The following is a 19842-nucleotide window of genomic DNA, read 5'->3' on the forward strand; positions in this document are numbered from 1 at the left end:
TATTCAAAGCTTAAAGACTCTTTATGTTTAGAGCATTCAATTATCATGGCCAAAGATGTTAAAGAATCGATGGAGATTCTAGAAACTGCTCTTGATAGCTAATGTCTAAAGACAAATTAAAAGAGAATATTTTATCGAAATCTTTTTTTCGCACTCCGGATAATAAGACTGATAGGGAATATGCAATGACTCTCGATGAGAAGCTTGGCTTTGACGTTGAGACTATTGAAAGTGAGCTTTCACAACAGTATAGAACATATAACGAACATACTGAAGGTAATGAGCAGAAAAATCACTACGAGGGAACTCAGGCCTGGATTGGTCTTCATCCTCAAATCTTACAGACTCCCTATGGAGAGATTCTCGATTTTCTTGAGCATTTAGAAAAATATAATATCAACAAGATTGTAGATCTAGGTGCCGGTTATGGGAGAGTTGGTATTGTTCAGCAATCGATCTTTCCAAACTCAGAGTTTATTGGTTATGAAATTGTGAAGACTAGGGTAGATGAAGGCAAGAGGGTTTTCAATTTACTTGAACTTGAGAACTGCCATCTTCTCGAAGAGAATATTCTTGATGAGAGTTTCGAGTTACCTGAAGCAGATGTTTACTTTATCTATGACTTTAGTGATCCAATGGATTTAAAATTTATTTTAAATAAGCTTTCTGATATTATTTTTAAGAAGGACTTCTTCATTGTTGCCAAAGGATCTGGAGTGAGATCGATGATCTCAAATAAGTATCCTCAATTTTGGTCTAATCATGGTGTTATCCATGCTAAGCAATGGAGTTTATATTCTTCTTTTGTTGATCTAAATTAAGATATCACTTTATTCATATCAAATGGAGTTACCGTGCTAGATGCTATTGGAATTGCAGCAAGAGACGTCGATCAAACCCTAGAGTTCTATGAGCTTTTTAATATGGACTTTCAAAATTATGGTGAAGGTCATTATGAGGCCAAGACTGCCAGTGGTATGAGAGTGATGATTGATTCCTTTGAGCTTCTTAAGCAGATTAATCCCAATTGGAAAGAACCTATTGCTAGTGGTGTCGTGCTCTGTTTCTTACAGAAAACGCCAGAAGAAGTAGATCTCTTAGTATCTAAAATTAAGAGTGCTGGGTTTGAGGTTATGAAAGAGCCGTGGGATGCTTTTTGGGGGCAACGCTATGCTAGTGTTATTGATCCAAATGGAAATCAAATCGACATATTTGCAACTTTAGAGAAATAAGATGTCATTACTCAATACCCAGTATTATGAAGATGAGGAGTTTACTATTGAGAATATCTCGACAATTTCTGAGTATTCTTCTTCTGAGTTTATTTCCTGTCGCTTTGTTGGTGTGGACTTGTCTTCGTTGAGTTTTGATAATTCAACACTTGTTGAGTGTGTCTTTGAAAAATCTAATCTTAGTAATGCAACTTTCAAAAATTCAACGTTAAGAGATTTAACATTTAAAAACTGTAAGTTAACTGGAGTGAATTTCTCTAGTGTTAATTCTCTCTTTGAATTGAAGTTCTATGATTGCTTATTGAACCTCTCTTCTTTTCATTCATGTAAAAGTCCCAATATCGTTTTTAGTTGCTGTGATTTGAGGGAGGCCGATTTCAATGAAGCCCAAATGAATAGTGCAATATTTTGCGACTCTATACTTGAAGGGGCGTCATTAAATAACGGAAGTTTTGAGAAATCAGACTTTAGAGGGGCGAAGAATTATTTTATTGACCCAAAGTTTACTCGTATTCGCAAATCAAAATTCTCTTTACCTGAGGCCCTTACGCTTCTGACTTCACTAGAAGTTGAAGTTGAATAATTAGGATCTTTCTAAAGCCGCTTCCATTTCTTTGAAGTTTTGTCTGTCACGTTTTCCAACATAAGCGAGCCTGACACTGAGATCAGAGTCGATAAGAAAGGTCGCCGCTTGGGAAAAGTCATTTGGCCTTATTCTTACACCAAAATGATCTGAGAGCAGCATCCTCTCATCAGAGGCAAAGAGATAAGGAAAGCTATTTTCTTGTAGCCAATCCTTGATTTTTTCCAAAGGTTCACTTGAGACTACAATAATTGTGGCCTTCTTATTTTGTAGCTTTGCGACCCAGTCTCTTAAATTCTTCATATGCATTCTACAGAAAGGGCACCAAGTTCCCCTAATGAAGATTAAGAGCAGAGGTCCATTTTTAGTAATTGTTGAGATCTTAGATTTTTGATTATTTGAAAGTTGAAGTTCCCAATCCTGGAGAGTTTCATCAAGTTTAACGGGGCGAAGTGATTTATTCTTCTTCGTTCCCAAGTCCATTGTTTTTAAAATGAGTTCATTTAGTTTTGACATGGACTTATTTTAGAGGCATTTGCAAGAAATTCAAATAAATCTTAGTGGAAAAAGCTGAGAACTCGACACGGGCATGGTTGGGTGCTAGATTTGTTCTATGAATCATCTCATTTTAATGACCTCTGTTTTCATGCTCTCAACTGCACCCGTCATTGTTAAACTCCTTAGTTTAGCTCCACTTGTTGTTCTCTTTTGGAGACTTCTCTTTGTCTCGGGAATGCTCTTACCATTTGCGTGGAAAGATTTGGGGACGTTGAAAAGAAGTGATGCAAAGATGATTCTTATCTCGTCCCTTGTTCTCTTTATCCACTTTTTAAGCTGGTTTAGCGGTGTTCCTAAACTCAATGTCGGGGTCACAGCTGTTATCTTTGCTTCAAATCCGATTTTTACGGCGATTATTGGTTTTCTCGTTTTGGGAGAGCCCTTTAAGAAGAGATACCTGCTTGCGATAGTTGCAAGTATTTTGGGAATTTATCTTACGTACTATTCTGGTCAACAGGTTCAGGTTAGTTTAGTCGGAGTTATTGAAATCTTGATCGCATCATTTTGTTATTCGACTTATATGGTCTATTCAAAGAGAAATAGGGCAAGTCTTCGTAACGGTGTTTATACTTTCTATTTAAATCTCTTTACTTGCATTTTGGGTCTTGGGGCGATCTTAGTCATGGCGCTCATTGGGAAGTTTGATTTGAACCTTCTTAGTCATGGACTTGTTGAAAATTGGAAAGTACTTCTGATGCTTGCCTTTCTTCCGAGTGTCCTAGGGCATACTTTAATGATCTATTCATTACCTCACTATAATTTAAACTTTATAAGTTGCCTCAAGTTACTAAGCCCGCTGAGTGCTTCGGCCATGGCCTTCTTCATTTTCAAAGAAAGCGTGAGTGAAAACCTTGTTATTGGCTTCTTACTTGTCTCTACTGGAGTTCTCTTTGCTCTACCTTGGCACAAGCTGAGAAGATCTCGTCCTGAGACTGTTGCATGGTGCGTCAGAAAATGAATCCATACTGATATGTTGCACAGAGTAATAGACTCGGGAGCCTCCTGTTTGAGGATTAAACCTCTAGTATCTTTGCGGTTATTCGGCTAGACTAAGCGAGTAATTTTTTACTATTTAGCCGAAGGATTTGTCATGACAACGAAATCTAAAATTATTTACACGAAAACAGATGAGGCGCCAGCCCTGGCAACTCAATCACTACTTCCAATCGTAAAGGCATTTACGGCAACTGCTGGAATTGAAGTAGAGCTTAAGGATATCTCACTTGCTGGAAGAATTATTGCCAACTTCCCAGAGAACCTAACTGATGATCAAAAAATTGGAGATGCTCTTACTGAACTAGGTGAGTTAGCAAAAACTCCTGAAGCTAATATTATTAAGCTTCCAAATATTTCAGCTTCTGTTTCACAACTTAAAGCTGCAATCTCTGAGCTTCAAGCTAAGGGATTTAAGGTTCCTAATTACCCAGAGAATCCATCAACTGAAGAAGAGAAAGCTGTTAAAGCAAGATACGCTAAGGTTCTTGGATCTGCTGTAAACCCAGTTCTTAGAGAAGGAAACTCTGATAGAAGAGTAGCCGCTCCAGTAAAAGAATTTGCTAAGAATAACCCACACTCGATGGGAGCTTGGGCAAAAGATTCTAAATCTCATGTTTCTCATATGTCAGAAAATGACTTCTATGGTTCAGAGAAGTCTGTTGTTATGGAAAAAGAAGATGATGTAAGAATTGAGCACGTTGCAACTGATGGAACAGTAACTGTTCTTAAAGAGAGTACACCTCTTCTTGCAGGAGAAGTTATCGATGCTTCTTGTATGAGCAGAAATGCTCTTAGAGCTTTCTTTGCTGAGCAAGTTGAAGATGCTAAGAAACAAGATGTTCTTTTCTCTATCCACATGAAAGCAACAATGATGAAAGTTTCTGATCCAATTATTTTTGGTCACTGTGTAGAAGTTTTCTTCAAAGATGTTTTCGAAAAGCATGCGGCGACATTCAATGAATTAGGGGTTAATGCTAATATTGGTTTAGGTGATGTCTTCGCTAAGGTGGCGACTCTTCCAGCTGATAAGAAAGCTGAAATTGAAGCAGACCTTAAAGCTGCCCTAGATAACGGACCGGCCATGGCCATGGTTGATTCAGATAAAGGAATCACGAACCTTCACGTTCCATCAGATGTTATTATTGATGCTCCGATGCCAGCGGCAATCAGAGCTTCAGGACAAATGTGGGGACCAGATGGAAAGCAAAAAGATACGAAGTTTATTATCCCTGATAGATGTTATGCAGGGATTTACCAAGAAACTGTAAACTTCTGTAAAGAGAACGGAGCTTTTGATGTCACAACTATGGGTAACGTTTCTAACGTTGGTCTAATGGCAAAGAAAGCCGAAGAATATGGTTCACATGATAAAACTTTCGAAGTTCCTGCAAATGGAACAATGAGAGTTGTAAATAAGGCCGGAGAAACTCTTATTGAGCATTCAGTTGAACAAGGTGATATTTGGAGAATGTGTCAAACAAAAGACATCTCTATTAAGGACTGGGTAAAACTCGGTGTGACTAGAGCAAGATTGACTGGTAATCCTGCAGTATTCTGGCTTTCAGAAAATAGAGCTCATGATAGATCACTTATTGCTAAAGTTAATGAATACCTTAAAGACCATGATTTAAATGGCCTTGAAATTAAGATCCTTTCTCCTGAAGAAGCGATTAAATATACTCTTGAAAGAGTAAAAGAAGGGAAGGACACAATTTCTGTAACAGGAAATGTTCTAAGAGGCTATTTAACAGATCTTTTCCCAATTCTTGAACTTGGAACTTCTGCGAAGATGCTTTCAATTGTTCCTCTACTTGCTGGTGGAGGTTTATTTGAAACTGGTGCTGGTGGATCTGCTCCAAAGCACGTACAGCAATTTGCTGATGAAAACCACCTGAGATGGGACTCTCTTGGTGAATTCCTGGCTCTTTCTGTCTCTCTTGAAGATCTTGCTCTTAAGACAAAGAATAAGAAGGCTGAAGTTCTCGCTAAGACACTAGATGCTGCGAATGGAAAATTCCTTAAGAATAATAAGTCGCCATCTCGAAAAGTTATGGAACTTGATAATAGAGGATCTCACTTCTATCTTGCTATGTATTGGGCAGAGGCCTTAGCAACTCAATCTGATGATGAAGAACTTAAAGCTAAGTTTGCAGCCGTTGCAGCAGAGCTTGAGAAGAATGAAGCGAAGATTGTTGAAGATCTGACAACTTGCCAAGGAAATGCAGTTGATATGGGTGGATATTTTATGCCTGATGATGCAAAAGTATCAGCGGCCATGAGACCATCTGAAGTATTTAATACAATTCTAAAGTCACTATAAACTAAAAAGAAAGGCACCCATTGGGTGCCTTTTTTATAATGAATTTTCCCAGTTTAAACATTCCTGGATAACTTCTTTGAAGATCTTATTCTTTGCGATAAGTGTTCCCTCATTGTGACCACCACTTTCAGTACATGTCCCATGAGAGTGAACTCCAATAATCTTTTGGTTTCTTTCCAAGATTACTGAAGAACCAGAGTTTCCACCTGTCGTATCAACACTGTAACCAAGTTTTGATTTATTCCAAAATGTCCCAAGTTTAGCAATTTCACCAGAGTGTGATTGCTGGGCAAAGTTTCGAATATCATCTTCTCGATCTACTCCATGACCTGTGATTCTGACGATATCACCAACTCTAGCAACTCCTTTAAGGTCGACTTGATAATAACCTTGGACATCACCTGGGTATTGACCTGTTATCTTATTAGGCATGAGGCGGATAACGGCCCAATCATTTCCGGCTCCTTGGTCTTTATATCTTAAGAAGTCTTTTGTTCTGTAGTAAGTATCTTCTGGTTTTGAAGGCTGGGCTTCAGTATTAATTGAGAGGGGAACATTAAAAGATGCTTTTTCAAGAGCACCCACACAGTGTCCTGCACTAATCGCACATGAACGCCCAATCATTGTGACTGTACATCCGTACTCTTTATTCGCTCTAGAGGCCCTAGCAACTTTTGAATCCTGAGATAGGACTCGATCATCAGTTGTTCCACAAATTGTTTTATTATTGGCCAAGGCCGTTGAAGTTGAGAGTGTTAGTAGTATCGTCGATAGACTAAGAATCTTTTGCATATTCATCCTTGAATAAGTTTTTATGATTCTTAAATGATAAGAATTTTATTGCACTATGACTACTAAAAATATGACACAGCTCATGGTGAAGCTAGGGGGAAGTGAAATAATTAATTGTGAGGTAGAATTATGAAAAAATACTTTCTTTCATTAGCATTATTAGGGGCCATTCAAGTGAAGGCGAAAACAAAAGATCTTTGGGTTTATTTTGACTTAGGTAATACGGTAATTAACGTTAAGGATAAGAATAACTTCGATTACTTTAGTGGAAGTAAAACTTATATCTCAAGGTTAAAAAGCTTAGGTTATAAGATAGGAGTTATCTCAAATATTCCCGAGAGTTTTGGCCAGACCCATTTGGAAAAGCTTGAGACCCTGAAAAATTATATTTCATCGAAGTGGTCAGGAAGTGAAAGCTTTGATTGGGAGGTCTTTGATAAGATTTATCTTCCTCTAAGTAATTCAGAACTTAAACCAGCACCAGTCTTGTATAAGAGGGCGATCGTGGAGAACCAGCTTAAGAAAGCAGTCTTTATTTCAGAGACTGAGAAAGAGGTTATCGCTGCTCAAGAGCTTGGTTTTGCCGGCCACGTCTTTGATGACCAGTCGCATCAGTTGTATATCCCAATTGAAGAGTTAGAGGAGTATATTGAATTAAACTCTCAGATAGGTGATATAAGTATTTTGTAAAAACATGATCTAGGTTATGTTTAAGCTATATCAGACACGATACAAATTATTTAAAGGATATTTGTATGTTATATAGCTTTAAAGATTTACCTGAAGACAAAACAAGTGTTGGTGGAAAGGCCTATATGCTGGCCATGATGACACAAATGGGTATCGAAGTTCCCGATGGAATGATACTTGATGCACCTCCGAGCACTGAGGAATTTGAAGAAATTATTCGTTTCGCTAATGATGGAGAGTACTCCCTCGCTATTAGAAGTTCCGCAACTGGAGAAGACTCAAAAGAAAATAGCTTTGCTGGGCAGAATTCAACTTTTCTCTATGTTGATAATGATCAAGATCTAAAATATGCAATTGAAAATTGTTTTGATTCAATTCATAAGGAATCATCTAAGGCCTATAGAAAGCACTTCTTAGGAAGCTCTGAAGTTATACCAATGAATGTTGTTATCCAGCGTATGATTGATCCTAGCTATGCTGGAGTTTATTTTACAAAAGATCCTCGTGGTAAATTTTCGACTTGGATGATTGAGTATATTGATGGTGTAGGGGAAGATCTCGTCTCTGGAAAGAGAACTCCTACGATACTTAGCGAGTCTCAAAAGAAGAGTGAACATCTTTCTGAGTCGCAAATTGATCAAATAATCGCCTTTGCAAATGAAGTGGAAAAGAAATATCAAGATGAATTTGATATCGAATGGGCCATTGATAAGGCAGGAAAGGTTTATCTTCTTCAGGCCCGTCCTATTACGGCAAAGAGTTCACTATCAAATCTTAAGCAAGTTGCAGATAAAGAAATTTCTCGTCTCGAAAAGGAACATACTGAAGAAACTGTTTGGGATGGACAGACTTTTGCTGAGTGGACAGTTGCTCCAACAGTCTTAACAACTGAGCTATGGGCAAACTCATTTAAGGCCGATCAAGCATTTGATAAGGCCCTCAAAACTCTAGGCTACCTAGGGTTTGAAAAGGGACGACGAGATTCACTCTTAGATACTGTTTTTGGAAAGAGCTATATCAATTTAAATAAACTTGGAGAGTTATACTTTGGTCCTATTCCATATTCTATTGAACCTATCCCAAGACCTCATTTAAAATTTCATTTTTCTAAAGTCTCAGCGAGAGTTATTTTCAATACACCTAAAACTCTTTTTAGAATGTTAAAAGTAGGACTTTCAATTAATACTCAAAGAAAGACGATGATCGAAGAGGCCACAAAAGAACTTGTGGCGATGTCGACAAAACTAAAAAGACCGAATGATCCAACTCTATATCAAGATTGGAGTGATAAGAAACTCGATAAGAGAATCGCTAAAGAATGTTATCTCTTTCATGAAAGAACTTTGGTTTGGCCATATGTGCTTATTTCTCTTACTGAGACAACAATTCAGACAATGATCTCTTTACTAAAGAGTATTTATCCAGAAGAACAGGCCAATGATATGATCAAACGTTGGTCGGGCTCAGGGATTAACTCTGAGACTTACGAGATGGGTCATTACTTTAAGAAAGCATGTGCGAAACCTGAAATGAGACCACTTTTCTTAGAGCGTTATGGACATCGTGGGCCAGGAGAGCTCGATCTTAGTGCCATGAGATGGGCAGAGATTGGTGAAGACTCTTTCTATGATATGTCTCTTGAGGACTACGAAAAGAGTAAGAAGAATCATTCATTCATTGATGTAGAAAAAGAGATTGATGAAATGAAGACTTTTAAAAAGTCGATTGTTTTAGAAGAGTGGCAGATTCTTAAAGGGCTTCTTGAATTAAGAGAGAAGTGGAAAATGGCACTTCTTAAGCCTTATTCACATATACGTTATCTACTTTTAGAAAAATCATCTCGACTTGGATTAGAAGATAAGAATGATATTTTCTGGCTTAAGCTAGAAGAGATCGAACACTTTGAAGATTCTATGTTGAAACTTATCCAAGAGAGGAAAGAAGAAGCCCAGCTCTTTAAGAGTTTCAACTTTTCAACAGTTACTTCTCTAAAAGAAATCAAAGATGTGATTAGTGGAGATAATGAAGTGAGCTCCGACAGTTTTTCTGGAGAGGGAATTTCTTCTGGAATTGTGAAGGGGGAAATTGTTGTTATTAACAATCCGAGTGAGTGGAAGAATATTAAATGGCCACAAAACCCAATCGTTGTGGCACAGTCTACTGACCCAGGTTGGACACCAGTTTTCACTAAGGCCAGTGGGATTATCGTGGAGAGGGGTGGCGTCCTTTCACATTGTGCAATTGTTGCTAGAGAAATGGGAATTCCTGCTGTAAGTGGAATTAATCAATGTCATCTTAGATTTAAAGGCGGAGAAAATGTTTGGATTGATGGAAATTCAGGAACTGTTAAGTTCGTACAATAACTTGTACCCAGGTTTTGAAAGTGGGATTGTTCCAACTGTTCTCTTGCCGCTAGCGTTCTTAAGTACTGGGATCAGTGTTGTCGCAACTTTTGTTGCCGGGCTCTTTGGGGTTAAGCTCAAGGCGGAAGGACCGAGAAAGTTATTAGAGCTTCTTTTAAGGCCAAGAATTCTCATCTCTGCGATGGTTTTAAATGCTGCTATCTATGGGGGAATGCAACTTTATACTTATACAAAGAATGGTCCGGTCCCTTTAATGATTCAGTCATATTTGAATAAGAATATTGACTATATAATTGAGCCTCAAGTTCTTAGTGATCAAAAGAGTGATCTTTTCTGGCAACAAAGTATTTCGGAAGGAATTTTTGCTTCAGGGGTAATTTATAGGGATGAACTCTTTGTTGGTAGCCAAGAGGGAAATCTCTTTGTGCTAAATAAAGACACAGGGAAGGTCACTCATAAGATTTGGTTAGGAAAATTCTTATCGCCAACACCTGTTCTTTATAAAGGCCACCTTTACTTTGGAGAGGGGCTCCATGCTTCTCATCACATGAGAGTTTATAAATTTGATCCTCAGGCAAAGAAGGTTGTCGCAAGTTTTAAAACTAAAGGTCATACTGAAATTCTTCCTGTTATTCGTGAAATTGAAGGTAAGGAGTATCTCTACCAAGCGGCAGGAGGAGATGGACTCTATGCTCTTGATCCACATTCAATGAAAAAGATATGGCACTATAAAGACGGACATATGGATGGTTTTATTCTATTTGATGATAATGCTGTTTATATTGGAAGTGGGGTACCAAAAGAAGAAATTGGTATAAAGAGACCATACGCTTATAAAATAGATGCAAAGAGTGGTAAACTTATTTGGAAGAAGGAGCTACCTCTATCTAGTTGGTACGGGCCAGTGAAGAGTGGAGATAGAATTTGCTTTATCCAAGGGGAGCTTCACTTTAAGTCTCATGTGGGTGGAATTAACTGCTTCTCAAAAGCTGGCAAGCGAGAAAGTTCTGTCCTTGTTGATTCTCCTGTTATTGGAAAACCTTTGGTCGTTGGTGAGAATCTTATCTTTAATGATTTTAATGGGGGCGTGCATTCTTGGAACTCTCTTCATTCAAAGCTTAATTGGTCATTAAAAGATGAGAAGGCCAATCTTAAGTATAGCTATTCTTCACTCCAAATGGGCAAAGATGGTCATGTGATATTTGTGAATCCAAAAGGGCATATTTCACATATTGATATTCAAAATGGTGAGGTTCATCGCTCATATCAATTTGCAGAGAAAGAAAATGTTTTCGCTGACCCTCTAATGCTTGAAGAGGGTCATATTATCTTCGGAATGAAGGGCTCTATAAAGTATTATAGACAATGATTCCTATCTCTCTTCTATGAGAAGGGAGATGGGTTACGATGGCCTCAAAACCTTCGTTAAATGAATTTGCCCAGATATTAATTTTTTTAAGATCTTTTATCGTCGGGGTTTTGACTGTTAGAAAAGCCCCTTTGAGTTGTGGATAGAAGCTCATTAACCTTCTTGTTTGATCTAGGTTGAGGTCACCTTTAAGGTTAAGGTCTGAAATGATCCAGTCACATGTCTTAGGCAGCATAAATTTTTTAATTTCAAAAACACTTTCTTTAATATGCTTGAACGAACTTTGGTAGTTTTGAGATAGTACCGGGGACATCTCAGCAGGGTCAATACAGACCAGGTTCACTCCTAATTCGAGAAGATAGTAAGAGATTCCTCCCGGAGCACTCCCAATTTCTATGACTTGTTGTCCTCTTTCAATATCAAGTGCAAATTGTTCGTGTGCCTCTCTCATTTTATGCCATGCTCTTGCTGGACTTTGTTCTGGCATTTCTATTTCTGGCAATTCAAGAAAGTCGTTATAGGTATCAATTGTTTCGTAGACCCAATAGTCTTTTCCAACAAGGATTGACTCCTTCGTTTCGTCATTTTCTTTCGTCTTCTCTATAAAGAGGGCCTGGCGTTTAGAAAAAATGACTGGTCTATCTTCTAGGTATTTAGCGTATCCGCTTGGTCCCTTCATACTAATGATCTCTTTATTAGAGAAACTCAGAGTGAGCTTAGGGTGCTTCTTTTGTAGCTCTTCCAATAAGAGGTCCTTAATAGTTGTATCATAGAAGAATAAATAGAATGAATTCATGAAATTCCTAGTAGTTTCAAGTCTTTTGCTCATCATAGACTAAAATTTCAATTTCTGGAGGATTATTGTAAAATTTGGCCAATTTTGTGGTAAATAACTGGCATGGAGTATCATATGTTAGAAGAGAGAATAATTGCTTTAGAAGAAAAGTACGCGCATCAGGACCATCTTGTGGATCAATTGAATAAGATTGTGGCCAAACAAGAATTGATTATTGATGGCCTTATTCTTGAAATTCGCAATCTACGTCAGGCCATTGGAAATATGGGACAAGGTGGAGGAGGGACGAATTTAGAAGATGAAGTTCCACCACACTACTAAGAAAATGACTGATATTATTCAACGTTACGGTTGTGCGAGTGAGGGATCGAAATTTCTCGATTTGAACGGAATTCGCTTTCATTATCGTGAATTTGGACAACGTGAAAAGCCAACTTTAGTTCTTATTCATGGGATAGTTGACTCCCTTCATACTTGGGAATTATTGATCTCACATCTTAAGGATAATTATCATCTGGTTACAATCGATCTTCCTGGATTTGGGCTCTCTGATATCATTCCAATAGATGATGACATGGTTAAAAGTATTGTTGACCACCTCAACGATGCTTTCAAAGAATTAAATCTTTCAAAATTTCACTTGGTTGGAAATTCTCTCGGTGGTTTGATTGCTTGGAATTATTCGTTTCATTATAGTGAGAGTGTCGACAAGCTCATCCTACTTTCTCCTGGAGCTTTTTACCAAAAATTTCCGTGGATCTTTGATATTTCTCATCCATTAATTAATAAAGTGATCAGAAAGACAGGCCGCTTCAGTTTAAAGCACCTGATTCCTTTAACTGGACCAATGGTTCCTGGGCTCGTATATAATTTTGAAAATCTATCTTATATTCGTCAGCAATTTAGACGTATTGCTGATTTAATGACATGTGAAGAGAATTTTGAAAACTATATCAATATCCTCGAGGCCGCTTATCACTATGACTTCAAAGATAGTTTGAAAATACCAGAGATTCAAAATGAAATACTTTTAATCCATGGTCGCAAGGATCGCGTGATTCCAATGGAGCCTCAAGTTCAGAAGTGGAGAAGACTCATACCAGGCTTAAAAGTATTGAATCCTGACGATAGTGCTCATATGCCACAGTGGGAGAAGCCTGAATTGCTCTCCCGTGAAATTAAGAAGTTCCTAAGTTCCTAGGCCTTTCTTGGTTTGATTTTTGGGATTTTCAAGTGTTGACCGGCCATAATTGTAAAATCACCATCTTTGGCATTCTGATACATTCTGACAAGCCACAGAGGAAGAGAATTCTTTCTTAGTATCTCGCTAAGTGTATCTCCTCGTCTGATCTTATACTTTCTATTTCCAACGATTTTATATTCTTCAAAGAAATCTTCTTGAATAGAGAGGTGATACTCATTTCTATTCTTTTTGAAGGCCATTAGCTGTGATGGTGTTAACTCCAAAATGATTTTTTGCCCTAGACGAACTCTTGATGATCTAAGTTTATTATCTTTTTTAATTCTCTTTAGTGATGTTGAAGACCACTCTGAGATATGGCCTAGAGTTTCTTCGACTTCTATCTTGATGCTGTAGAAATTACGAGAGAGTCTAAGAATATCTAAATTGTAAGACTCAAGACTAAGATTAACATCGATCTCGTCTTTTGAAAGATTCTGAGCAACAGGGTTGATTGAAGGTCCTGTTGGAACTTTCTTTAACTTCTTTGTCTGTGCTATTGTCGCTGATTTCTTTGAAGGAATTCGAAGCTTCATACCAGCGTAGATCAGTGATGGGTTAGGGATTGAGTTGTACTCAATTAACTTTGCCAAAGACATTCCATATTCTCTTGCGATTTCAGAAAGATTCTCTCTTTTTGAAACAATATGAATTTTATCATATTTCGCATCAGCATAGCTTCCCTTGGCCTTTAGGAGCTTTGATCGGTAATTGGCCAATAGCTTCTTATTTACTTGTGGAATATGAAGGACAAAATTTCTTGGGATATAAAGGGGTGATTTATAAGCACTTCTTCTAATTGAAGGGTTGTACTTTTTAATAACACTCTTAGAAATATTTAAGCTCTGGGATAGCTCATCAACAGTAAATGGTTTTTTTAGTTTTATCTCTGAATAGCGAAACTTTCTTGGCTTTTTAAACTCTGGAAAGTAGCGGCTAGGGTTCTTTGAGATATTAACTGTGGCCATAAAAGTTGCATAGAAGTTCTTTGAGGCAAAACCAAAGTTACGACCATTATAATTTTCAACTATTTTGTTAATTTCTTTTGATCCGACAGCTCTAACCGCTCTTCGAATATTTCCAACACCTTGATTGTAAGCCGTCAGGGCAAGTGGCCAGCTTTTTAAAGATCTGTAGTTGTCTTTTAGAAATCGTGTTGCGGCCCTTGTTGACTTGAGAGGATCACGTCTCTCATCAACAACATATCCAACCTTGAGCTTGTATTGTTTGGCAGTACTTCTCATAAATTGCCATATTCCAGCGGCACCAACTTTCGATGAAGCTTGATAGTTAAAAGAGCTTTCAACGTGAGGTAGGTACTTTAGCTCTGTTGGTAGATTTCTCTTTTTAAATTGAGCTTCAATATAGTCCATATAGGCATATGAGCGGATCAGTCCCTTATAGTAACGATCTTTTAGACCGTATTGGTAGCGAATTCTTCTCGCCATTCTTCTCAATCTCTTTGGACTCTTCTTCCCAATGATCTTGGCATAGCGCTTTTCTGTTTTATTTAGATTCTTATAATTCTTCTTTGCAATGGAGCGAATGATTTTACCGATTCTTTTCTTCTCAGCTTTTGCAGCACGAGCTTGAGCTCTTCTTGTTTTCTTAAGCTTTACCTTGGCATAAATAATACTGACATCATCAGTATCGTGAATAAATGCCTCTCGAGTTGTAATTTCGGTATAAACTTTTTCCCAGAATTCAACCCTCGTTTTCATATGTCCTTTAACAGGGAAGTGCTTAGAAGCTGCACTTACAGAGAAGGATAGGGAAGCAATGAGAAATAAATAAAGTAGTTTTTTAAGCATAAGTCTTAGTCATTCTTTTGTAATTCTGGAAGATAGTTTTTAAGGTAGATTTCAATCGTTGTCATGAAAATGATACAAATTAGCGGCCCGTAGAAAATTCCGGCCATTCCAAAGAGACTCATTCCTGCAATGATGTAAATAAAGACAAGTATTCCATCGACTTGAACACTTTTTCCAATGAACTTAGGTTTAAACCAATTCTCAACAATAAGGGCTACAACATTTGTTGAAACAATGAGGGCGATGGCCGTAAGTGTCTTTCCTGTGACAAAGAGATAGATTGTCGCAGGAATTGTAATAAGCGATATACCAACAAGAGGAATAAAGGCCAGGATGATCATAACAGTCGTCCAAAGAAAGACAGAAGATAATCCCGCCATCCAAAAGACAAGACCTGCGAAAGAGCCTTGAATGAGTCCTCCTACACCATTACCAACCATTGTCACAAAGTTCATTTGATTGAATTTATCTAAAATATTCTGTTCATCAGTTGCTGGTAGAGGTGAAATCTTAAAGAGCATTTCCTTAAGATCGTCTCCTTTTAGAAAGAATGAGTATGTCACAACAATCATAATGAAGAATTGAAAGATCATCGAGAAGGTATCGCCGATGAGATTATTGATTGATTGAAGGATAACGCCTGAAAAATCTCTTACTTTGGGTAAGGGCCTTTGTCATAATCCTTCTTCTCTTGTTATCTGAATATCAAGGCTTGTAAGAGTTTTCTGTAGGAAAGTGGCAAAGGCACCATCTCCATAGAGAAAGTCCTGCATTGACTGCTGAGAGATAGCATCCTTTAAAATCGTATAGAGTGAGATGACTTCCTTAGAAATTTGAAACATCATATATACCAGAGGGGCAATAATAAAGAGGAGAATAACTGAGGTTGTCAGGGCACTGGCCATTTCTTTAGATAGATTCTTCTTATTTGTGAGATATCTAAAAAGCGGCCTAAAGGTTCCTGCTAGAATTCCGGCAAAGACAATGGCATGAAATAGTGGTGCCATCAAATAGAGATTTAGCACTATAATGACCAAAAAGATCAATAAAAAGTAGTATGTTTCAAACTTATTATCTTTAACCATAAATATTCCTTAAATAATCATTTCATTGTCCTAAATTCCCAATAAACTGGCAAATTTCAGGTACTTAGACCGAGTGAAAACCTCGGGGAATCGGCAACTTCGCATACAAAAAGATTTCATAGGTTATTGAAATTTCTCATTGAGATGGTATGAAGGGCTAATCATTTGGAGTTTAATTTGAATATAAATGAAGTGGACACAAATTCATCACGAGTCTGCCACTCTCTTGGCTTAAGAGAGCAGGTCTCTTTAGATATTCAGACAAAGATAAATGAATATCGAAGTGATAAGATTGGGCTTCGCCTCATCGCAGAGAAGATGGGGATCAATGAGAAAACTCTTAGACGATTAATAAAGAAAGAAAATCGTCCCACTTATAATACTCTTTTAAAAATATATCGTGTTCTCTTAGGAACTCAAAATGACTCTCTCGTCATCGAGCTCGCTCCAGAAGTTGTCCGTGAAGAGATTCTAAAGTCTCATCCCGCCGGAATTCCACAGTCTGTAAATCATAGTCTAGATGTCGAGGCAGAAATTAAGAATGATCGTTGTTTTGCAGAGCTTTATGTCCTGGCCGGTTGCGGAATGATAACAAAAGATCTCGTGCAATTTCGCTTAGGACAGATGGGAATACAGACGATGGAGAGAATGTTGAAGATGAATGTTCTTTCTCGTGCTGGGGAAAATAGTTTTGTACTGGGAAAAAACCAGGCACCTCTTTCGCCTGAAACTCTTGCTAATTTAGGGCGTGACCTTGTTCAAAGATATTTTAAAGCAGACCACTGTGATGAGTCAGGAATGAACTTTGTCGGTTTCTTTGCTGATGGCGTCGATGATGACACTTATGAGAAGTGGCTTAAAATTGATGAGGAGGCATTTCATAAGAAAGTTGCACTCACTCGCAATATGAAAGGATTGGGGACAAAGTCCGCAATGACATTTATGGTAACGGAGTTGTTAAGATGATTCCTCAAAGAATTCAACTCCTGATACTTACCTTATTGTTAAATCTTACTTGCTTTGGAAGTGATCTCTCTGGTGTCGGTGGCACTGGCGGTGGTTCAACAACTGGAGTTAGCACTCGGGACCTTTATAGTATCTATTATAAACTAAAAATACCTGAAGATATGAGTTGGGATCAACTCAAGCAAGTTGGCTTACTTGGCTTTGAAAACGATCTTGTTGAAATTAATCATAAGAAAGTTTCGGTACTAGATATTTGCCGCACTGATAGAGAAATTTTTTCGGTAAAAGAAACATATCTTTCTCACTTATTTAAGACGAGTCTAAAGACGTATGCTCCTCGCATGCCAATTGTTTCGAACTTCTTCTATTATCTTGGTGAATTAGATGATATTGAATCATTTGAAAAAGAAATTGATATATATGTTCTCAATAAAGACCTCGTCGAATATAGGAAAAATATCGATGATAGAATTCATCTTGAGACTAAGAAATATCAAATACCATTATGCAAAAGTTTAGGAAATGGGCAGAAAAAATAAAAATAATCTCGAAATAGAAGGGATAGAACTTACAGAAGATCGAACAGAAGAGAAGCCAACAATTACTTGGTATCCGGGTCATATGGCCAAGGCCTTGAGAAAGGTCCGTGAAAAGCTCAAAATGGTCGATATTGTTCTAGAGATTCGTGATGCTCGAGTTCCTCTGATCTCTGGAAATGATCGTCTCCAGGACACCGTTGCGCAAAAGAACCGACTGATTATCGTCAATAAAATCAATCTTGCAGATCCTGAAGAGAATCAGAAATGGGAAGAGTGGTTTAGTAAAGAAGAGACACCATATATTTTCATCAACTCGCTCGATAAGAGTAGTGTAAAGAAAATCTTTTCAAAAGCTAAAGAGCTTGTTGTGAAGAGAAAGCTAGAGAATGGGGCCAATCCCAATCTTAAGAAGAAAATTCGTATGATGTTCATAGGGCTTCCCAACACTGGTAAGTCTACGATTATAAATCGCTTAGTTGGTCGTACTGTCGCAAGAGCTGCTGATAGACCTGGACTAACTCAGAATCAGCAATGGATTAAAGTCGATGGTGATATTGAGTTAATGGATACACCTGGGATTATGCCGCCTCGAATAAAGAACGATGAAGAAGCATTCTATCTTTGTGCCATTCACGCGATTAAGGATGATATTGTTGGAGAGGAAGAAGTCTCTTCTTTTGTTCTCTCATATCTCTTAAAAAATAAGGCCGCTCAGTTAACTGAAAAGTATGGACTGGAAAATTTTAATCTCAGTGTACCAGAAGCTTTCGAAGAAATTGGTCTTAATCGAAAGTTCCTCCGTAAAAAGGGGGAGGTGGACTATGATCGTGTCTTCACTATGATTCTTTCTGATTTTAGAAAGGGAGAATTGGGGCGTTGGACTTTTGAAAAAGCAAAACTTTAACTAGAGACTATATAGGAAGAATCATGAAGAAGTTAATCATTGCAAGCTTACTCTCTGCCACTGCTTTTGGTGCGACAACCACAGCAAATCCATTTAAATTGAGTTTCTATCTCATGGAAAAAGACGCTGAGGTTACAGCGATTCTTAAGCAAAGCTGTCGTTATGAAAAGTTTGTTTTTAGTGATTCTTCTGAATATGAAGCTCGTTGGCAAGAGTTTCCACTTCAGATTAAGACAACGAAAGTCTCTGGTGGTAAAGAAGTTGAAATTTCTTTGAAATCGCAAAAAACAATGAGTGTCACGGGAATCTTTAAACCGACAAAAGGTTGTTATAGTAATGTCGAAGTGAGTATTTCTTCGACGAAGTATTCTATTGGTTGGGCCAATAGATTTGATAAGGCCATTAGCTTTGAACTAAGAACAAAGCAATTCTATAAAGAAGACAATTCCGAGCTTAATTTATCTCCACTTTTAGATAAGCTTGAAAATAAAGAGCTGAGCTTCTATATGAAGAAGTTCTCAAGCCAGGTAAATACATTTCTGTATTTCGATGGGGAGAGAGACTGGGATGTCTTCGCCGTTACGGCCGCAAAAGATCCAAAAACGAACTTACCATATCCTTTAAAAAAGTAGCCTTAGGCTACTTTTTTTGTCTAAAACTCAAGGTCACTTACAGGGCTAAAATACCGGTTCACCTTCATAATTCTTTAATGATTCTCTCTTAGAATAGAGTTAAGAATTAGGAGGACCTATGGAATTTATCTATAATAAAACCTTCGCTGTTCCACCAAAAGAGCTTTTTGAGGATTTTAGCTCTGTTGAGAAAATGAAGGCGTGGATGATTAAAGGTGACAATATTAAGACCGAGGCCGATTGTGATTTCTGTCCTGGAGGAAAGTACCACATAGAGATGGTCTCAACGATTGGGGATGTTAGCCATTATTATGGAGAGTATACTCAAATCAATAAGAATCAACATATCGACATGGTATGGCATGATGGAGAAGTGCAAAATACATTAGTTTCATTCGACTTCTATCCAACAGAGAATAATGGAACAAAGCTTAGAATTACTCATGCAAACTTGCCTAATAAGATGACATTTAGACATCACAGAGAATTTTGGAAAAGTTGTCTTGAGCATTTAGAAGATTATGTAAAAAAGAGTGCTTAAAGAAAGTAGGGAAGATAAAGACATCTTCCCTTATATTTGTAGAATTAGTTTTGATTAACCATGTTGACAGCAAGCTCAACGACTAGTGTTTCATGCTCTTTGTCTTTCTTTTCAACATTGTACTCGCGACATAGTTCATCAATATCTTCTGGCTCTGCATCGATAAGATCAACAAGTGCAAGCTCATATGTAACTAGGATAAGAAGATTATCTTCTTTCTTCACACTTGGGTTAATACCAAGTTTATCAAAAGCCTCTTCAATTTCTTCTTTTGTAAGTTTACTATTCTCGTCATAACGATGGATGAGAAAGGCAAGGTCTTCAACGTCATCTTCGTATTCACCAGGAATATTTCTTTCCTTACACATTTTTAAAAGATCGTTCTTCTTCTTTTTGAGTAGGGGATTCTTTTCAGCATTAAATGC

At 37.6% G+C, this 19842-nt stretch carries 21 protein-coding genes and 1 pseudogene; 15 read left to right on the top strand and 7 right to left on the bottom strand.

All coding sequences use genetic code 11. The features are described from left to right. Positions 1-101: 101 nt before the first annotated feature. The 3 genes from M901_RS03610 to M901_RS03620 are packed head-to-tail and all read left to right on the top strand — an operon-like array spanning position 102 to position 1815. Positions 102-821, top strand: a complete 720-nt coding sequence (locus M901_RS03610) for a methyltransferase domain-containing protein (RefSeq protein WP_021276836.1) — start codon at positions 102-104, stop codon at positions 819-821. A gap of 33 nt (positions 822-854) precedes the next feature. Next, positions 855-1232, top strand: coding sequence for a VOC family protein (locus M901_RS03615; RefSeq protein ID WP_021276837.1), 378 nt, complete (start codon positions 855-857; stop codon positions 1230-1232). Position 1233: 1 nt separating this feature from the next. After that, a complete protein-coding gene (locus M901_RS03620; RefSeq protein WP_021276840.1) occupies positions 1234-1815 on the top strand; it encodes a pentapeptide repeat-containing protein in 582 nt (193 codons plus the stop codon). Here M901_RS03620 and M901_RS03625 read toward each other — a convergent pair whose 3' ends face one another. Continuing rightward, complete coding sequence (locus M901_RS03625; RefSeq protein ID WP_021276830.1) at positions 1816-2331, bottom strand: peroxiredoxin; 516 nt, start codon at positions 2329-2331, stop codon at positions 1816-1818. It abuts the gene before it with no gap. 97 nt (positions 2332-2428) lie between these two features. Here M901_RS03625 and M901_RS03630 point away from each other — a divergent pair, with 97 nt between their 5' ends. After that, positions 2429-3331 (top strand): DMT family transporter, encoded by a 903-nt coding sequence (locus tag M901_RS03630; RefSeq protein ID WP_081653332.1) that lies wholly within the window; start codon positions 2429-2431, stop codon positions 3329-3331. 132 nt (positions 3332-3463) lie between these two features. Continuing rightward, entirely contained in the window at positions 3464-5689 is a 2226-nt protein-coding gene (locus tag M901_RS03635) for an NADP-dependent isocitrate dehydrogenase (RefSeq protein ID WP_021276842.1), read from the top strand. Between the two features lie 33 nt (positions 5690-5722). Here the strand turns inward: M901_RS03635 and M901_RS03640 are convergent, their stop codons facing one another. Beyond that, positions 5723-6481, bottom strand: coding sequence for a serine protease (locus M901_RS03640; RefSeq protein ID WP_021276841.1), 759 nt, complete (start codon positions 6479-6481; stop codon positions 5723-5725). 129 nt (positions 6482-6610) lie between these two features. Between M901_RS03640 and M901_RS03645 the strand changes: the two genes are divergently transcribed. The 3 genes from M901_RS03645 (at position 6611) to M901_RS03655 (ending at position 10903) form a co-directional block, all read left to right on the top strand. Continuing rightward, complete coding sequence (locus M901_RS03645; protein WP_021276845.1) at positions 6611-7171, top strand: haloacid dehalogenase; 561 nt, start codon at positions 6611-6613, stop codon at positions 7169-7171. A gap of 65 nt (positions 7172-7236) precedes the next feature. Beyond that, complete coding sequence (locus M901_RS03650; protein ID WP_021276833.1) at positions 7237-9534, top strand: PEP/pyruvate-binding domain-containing protein; 2298 nt, start codon at positions 7237-7239, stop codon at positions 9532-9534. Beyond that, entirely contained in the window at positions 9488-10903 is a 1416-nt protein-coding gene (locus M901_RS03655) for a PQQ-binding-like beta-propeller repeat protein (protein WP_034720087.1), read from the top strand. The genes M901_RS03650 and M901_RS03655 overlap by 47 nt, the downstream gene beginning before the upstream one ends. On the opposite strand, the gene M901_RS03660 is transcribed toward M901_RS03655, so the two are convergent. Further along, positions 10881-11699, bottom strand: a complete 819-nt coding sequence (locus M901_RS03660; RefSeq protein ID WP_021276838.1) for an SAM-dependent methyltransferase — start codon at positions 11697-11699, stop codon at positions 10881-10883. The genes M901_RS03655 and M901_RS03660 overlap by 23 nt on opposite strands. Before the next feature lie 114 nt (positions 11700-11813). Here M901_RS03660 and M901_RS03665 point away from each other — a divergent pair, with 114 nt between their 5' ends. Together M901_RS03665 and M901_RS03670 are read left to right on the top strand one after the other, a co-directional pair. Next, entirely contained in the window at positions 11814-12020 is a 207-nt protein-coding gene (locus M901_RS03665) for a SlyX family protein (RefSeq protein WP_021276834.1), read from the top strand. Beyond that, positions 11998-12900 (top strand): alpha/beta fold hydrolase, encoded by a 903-nt coding sequence (locus M901_RS03670; protein WP_034720093.1) that lies wholly within the window; start codon positions 11998-12000, stop codon positions 12898-12900. Before M901_RS03665 ends, M901_RS03670 begins: the two co-directional genes overlap by 23 nt. Here M901_RS03670 and M901_RS03675 read toward each other — a convergent pair. The 3 genes and pseudogenes from M901_RS03675 to M901_RS03685 form a co-directional block, all read right to left on the bottom strand. Beyond that, complete coding sequence (locus tag M901_RS03675) at positions 12897-14750, bottom strand: LysM peptidoglycan-binding domain-containing protein (protein ID WP_021276844.1); 1854 nt, start codon at positions 14748-14750, stop codon at positions 12897-12899. The two genes, M901_RS03670 and M901_RS03675, sit on opposite strands and share 4 nt — an antisense overlap. Before the next feature lie 5 nt (positions 14751-14755). Next, positions 14756-15391 (bottom strand): annotated as a pseudogene (locus M901_RS03680) (AI-2E family transporter); the annotation flags it as partial. Between the two features lie 33 nt (positions 15392-15424). Beyond that, complete coding sequence (locus M901_RS03685) at positions 15425-15835, bottom strand: AI-2E family transporter (protein WP_021276835.1); 411 nt, start codon at positions 15833-15835, stop codon at positions 15425-15427. Positions 15836-16012: 177 nt separating this feature from the next. Between M901_RS03685 and M901_RS03690 the strand changes: the two genes are divergently transcribed. The 5 genes from M901_RS03690 (at position 16013) to M901_RS03710 (ending at position 19417) form a co-directional block, all read left to right on the top strand. Beyond that, positions 16013-16801, top strand: coding sequence for a hypothetical protein (locus M901_RS03690; RefSeq protein ID WP_034720095.1), 789 nt, complete (start codon positions 16013-16015; stop codon positions 16799-16801). Positions 16802-16836: 35 nt separating this feature from the next. Further along, positions 16837-17340, top strand: a complete 504-nt coding sequence (locus M901_RS03695; protein ID WP_198295334.1) for a hypothetical protein — start codon at positions 16837-16839, stop codon at positions 17338-17340. Beyond that, positions 17324-18244, top strand: a complete 921-nt coding sequence (gene ylqF, locus M901_RS03700; RefSeq protein ID WP_021276843.1) for a ribosome biogenesis GTPase YlqF — start codon at positions 17324-17326, stop codon at positions 18242-18244. The genes M901_RS03695 and ylqF overlap by 17 nt, the downstream gene beginning before the upstream one ends. Positions 18245-18267: 23 nt before the next feature. After that, complete coding sequence (locus tag M901_RS03705; protein WP_021276832.1) at positions 18268-18876, top strand: hypothetical protein; 609 nt, start codon at positions 18268-18270, stop codon at positions 18874-18876. A gap of 118 nt (positions 18877-18994) precedes the next feature. After that, the gene (locus M901_RS03710; protein WP_021276847.1) at positions 18995-19417 is read left to right on the top strand and encodes an SRPBCC domain-containing protein; all 423 of its coding nucleotides are present in this window, start codon (positions 18995-18997) and stop codon (positions 19415-19417) included. Positions 19418-19461: 44 nt separating this feature from the next. Here M901_RS03710 and M901_RS03715 read toward each other — a convergent pair. Then, the coding region (locus tag M901_RS03715) for a hypothetical protein (RefSeq protein ID WP_021276826.1) at positions 19462-19842 on the bottom strand (381 nt) is incomplete at its 5' end.

The sequence above is a fragment of the Bacteriovorax sp. DB6_IX genome (assembly GCF_000447775.1).
In the GTDB taxonomy this organism is placed as follows: Bacteria; Bdellovibrionota; Bacteriovoracia; order Bacteriovoracales; family Bacteriovoracaceae; genus Halobacteriovorax_A.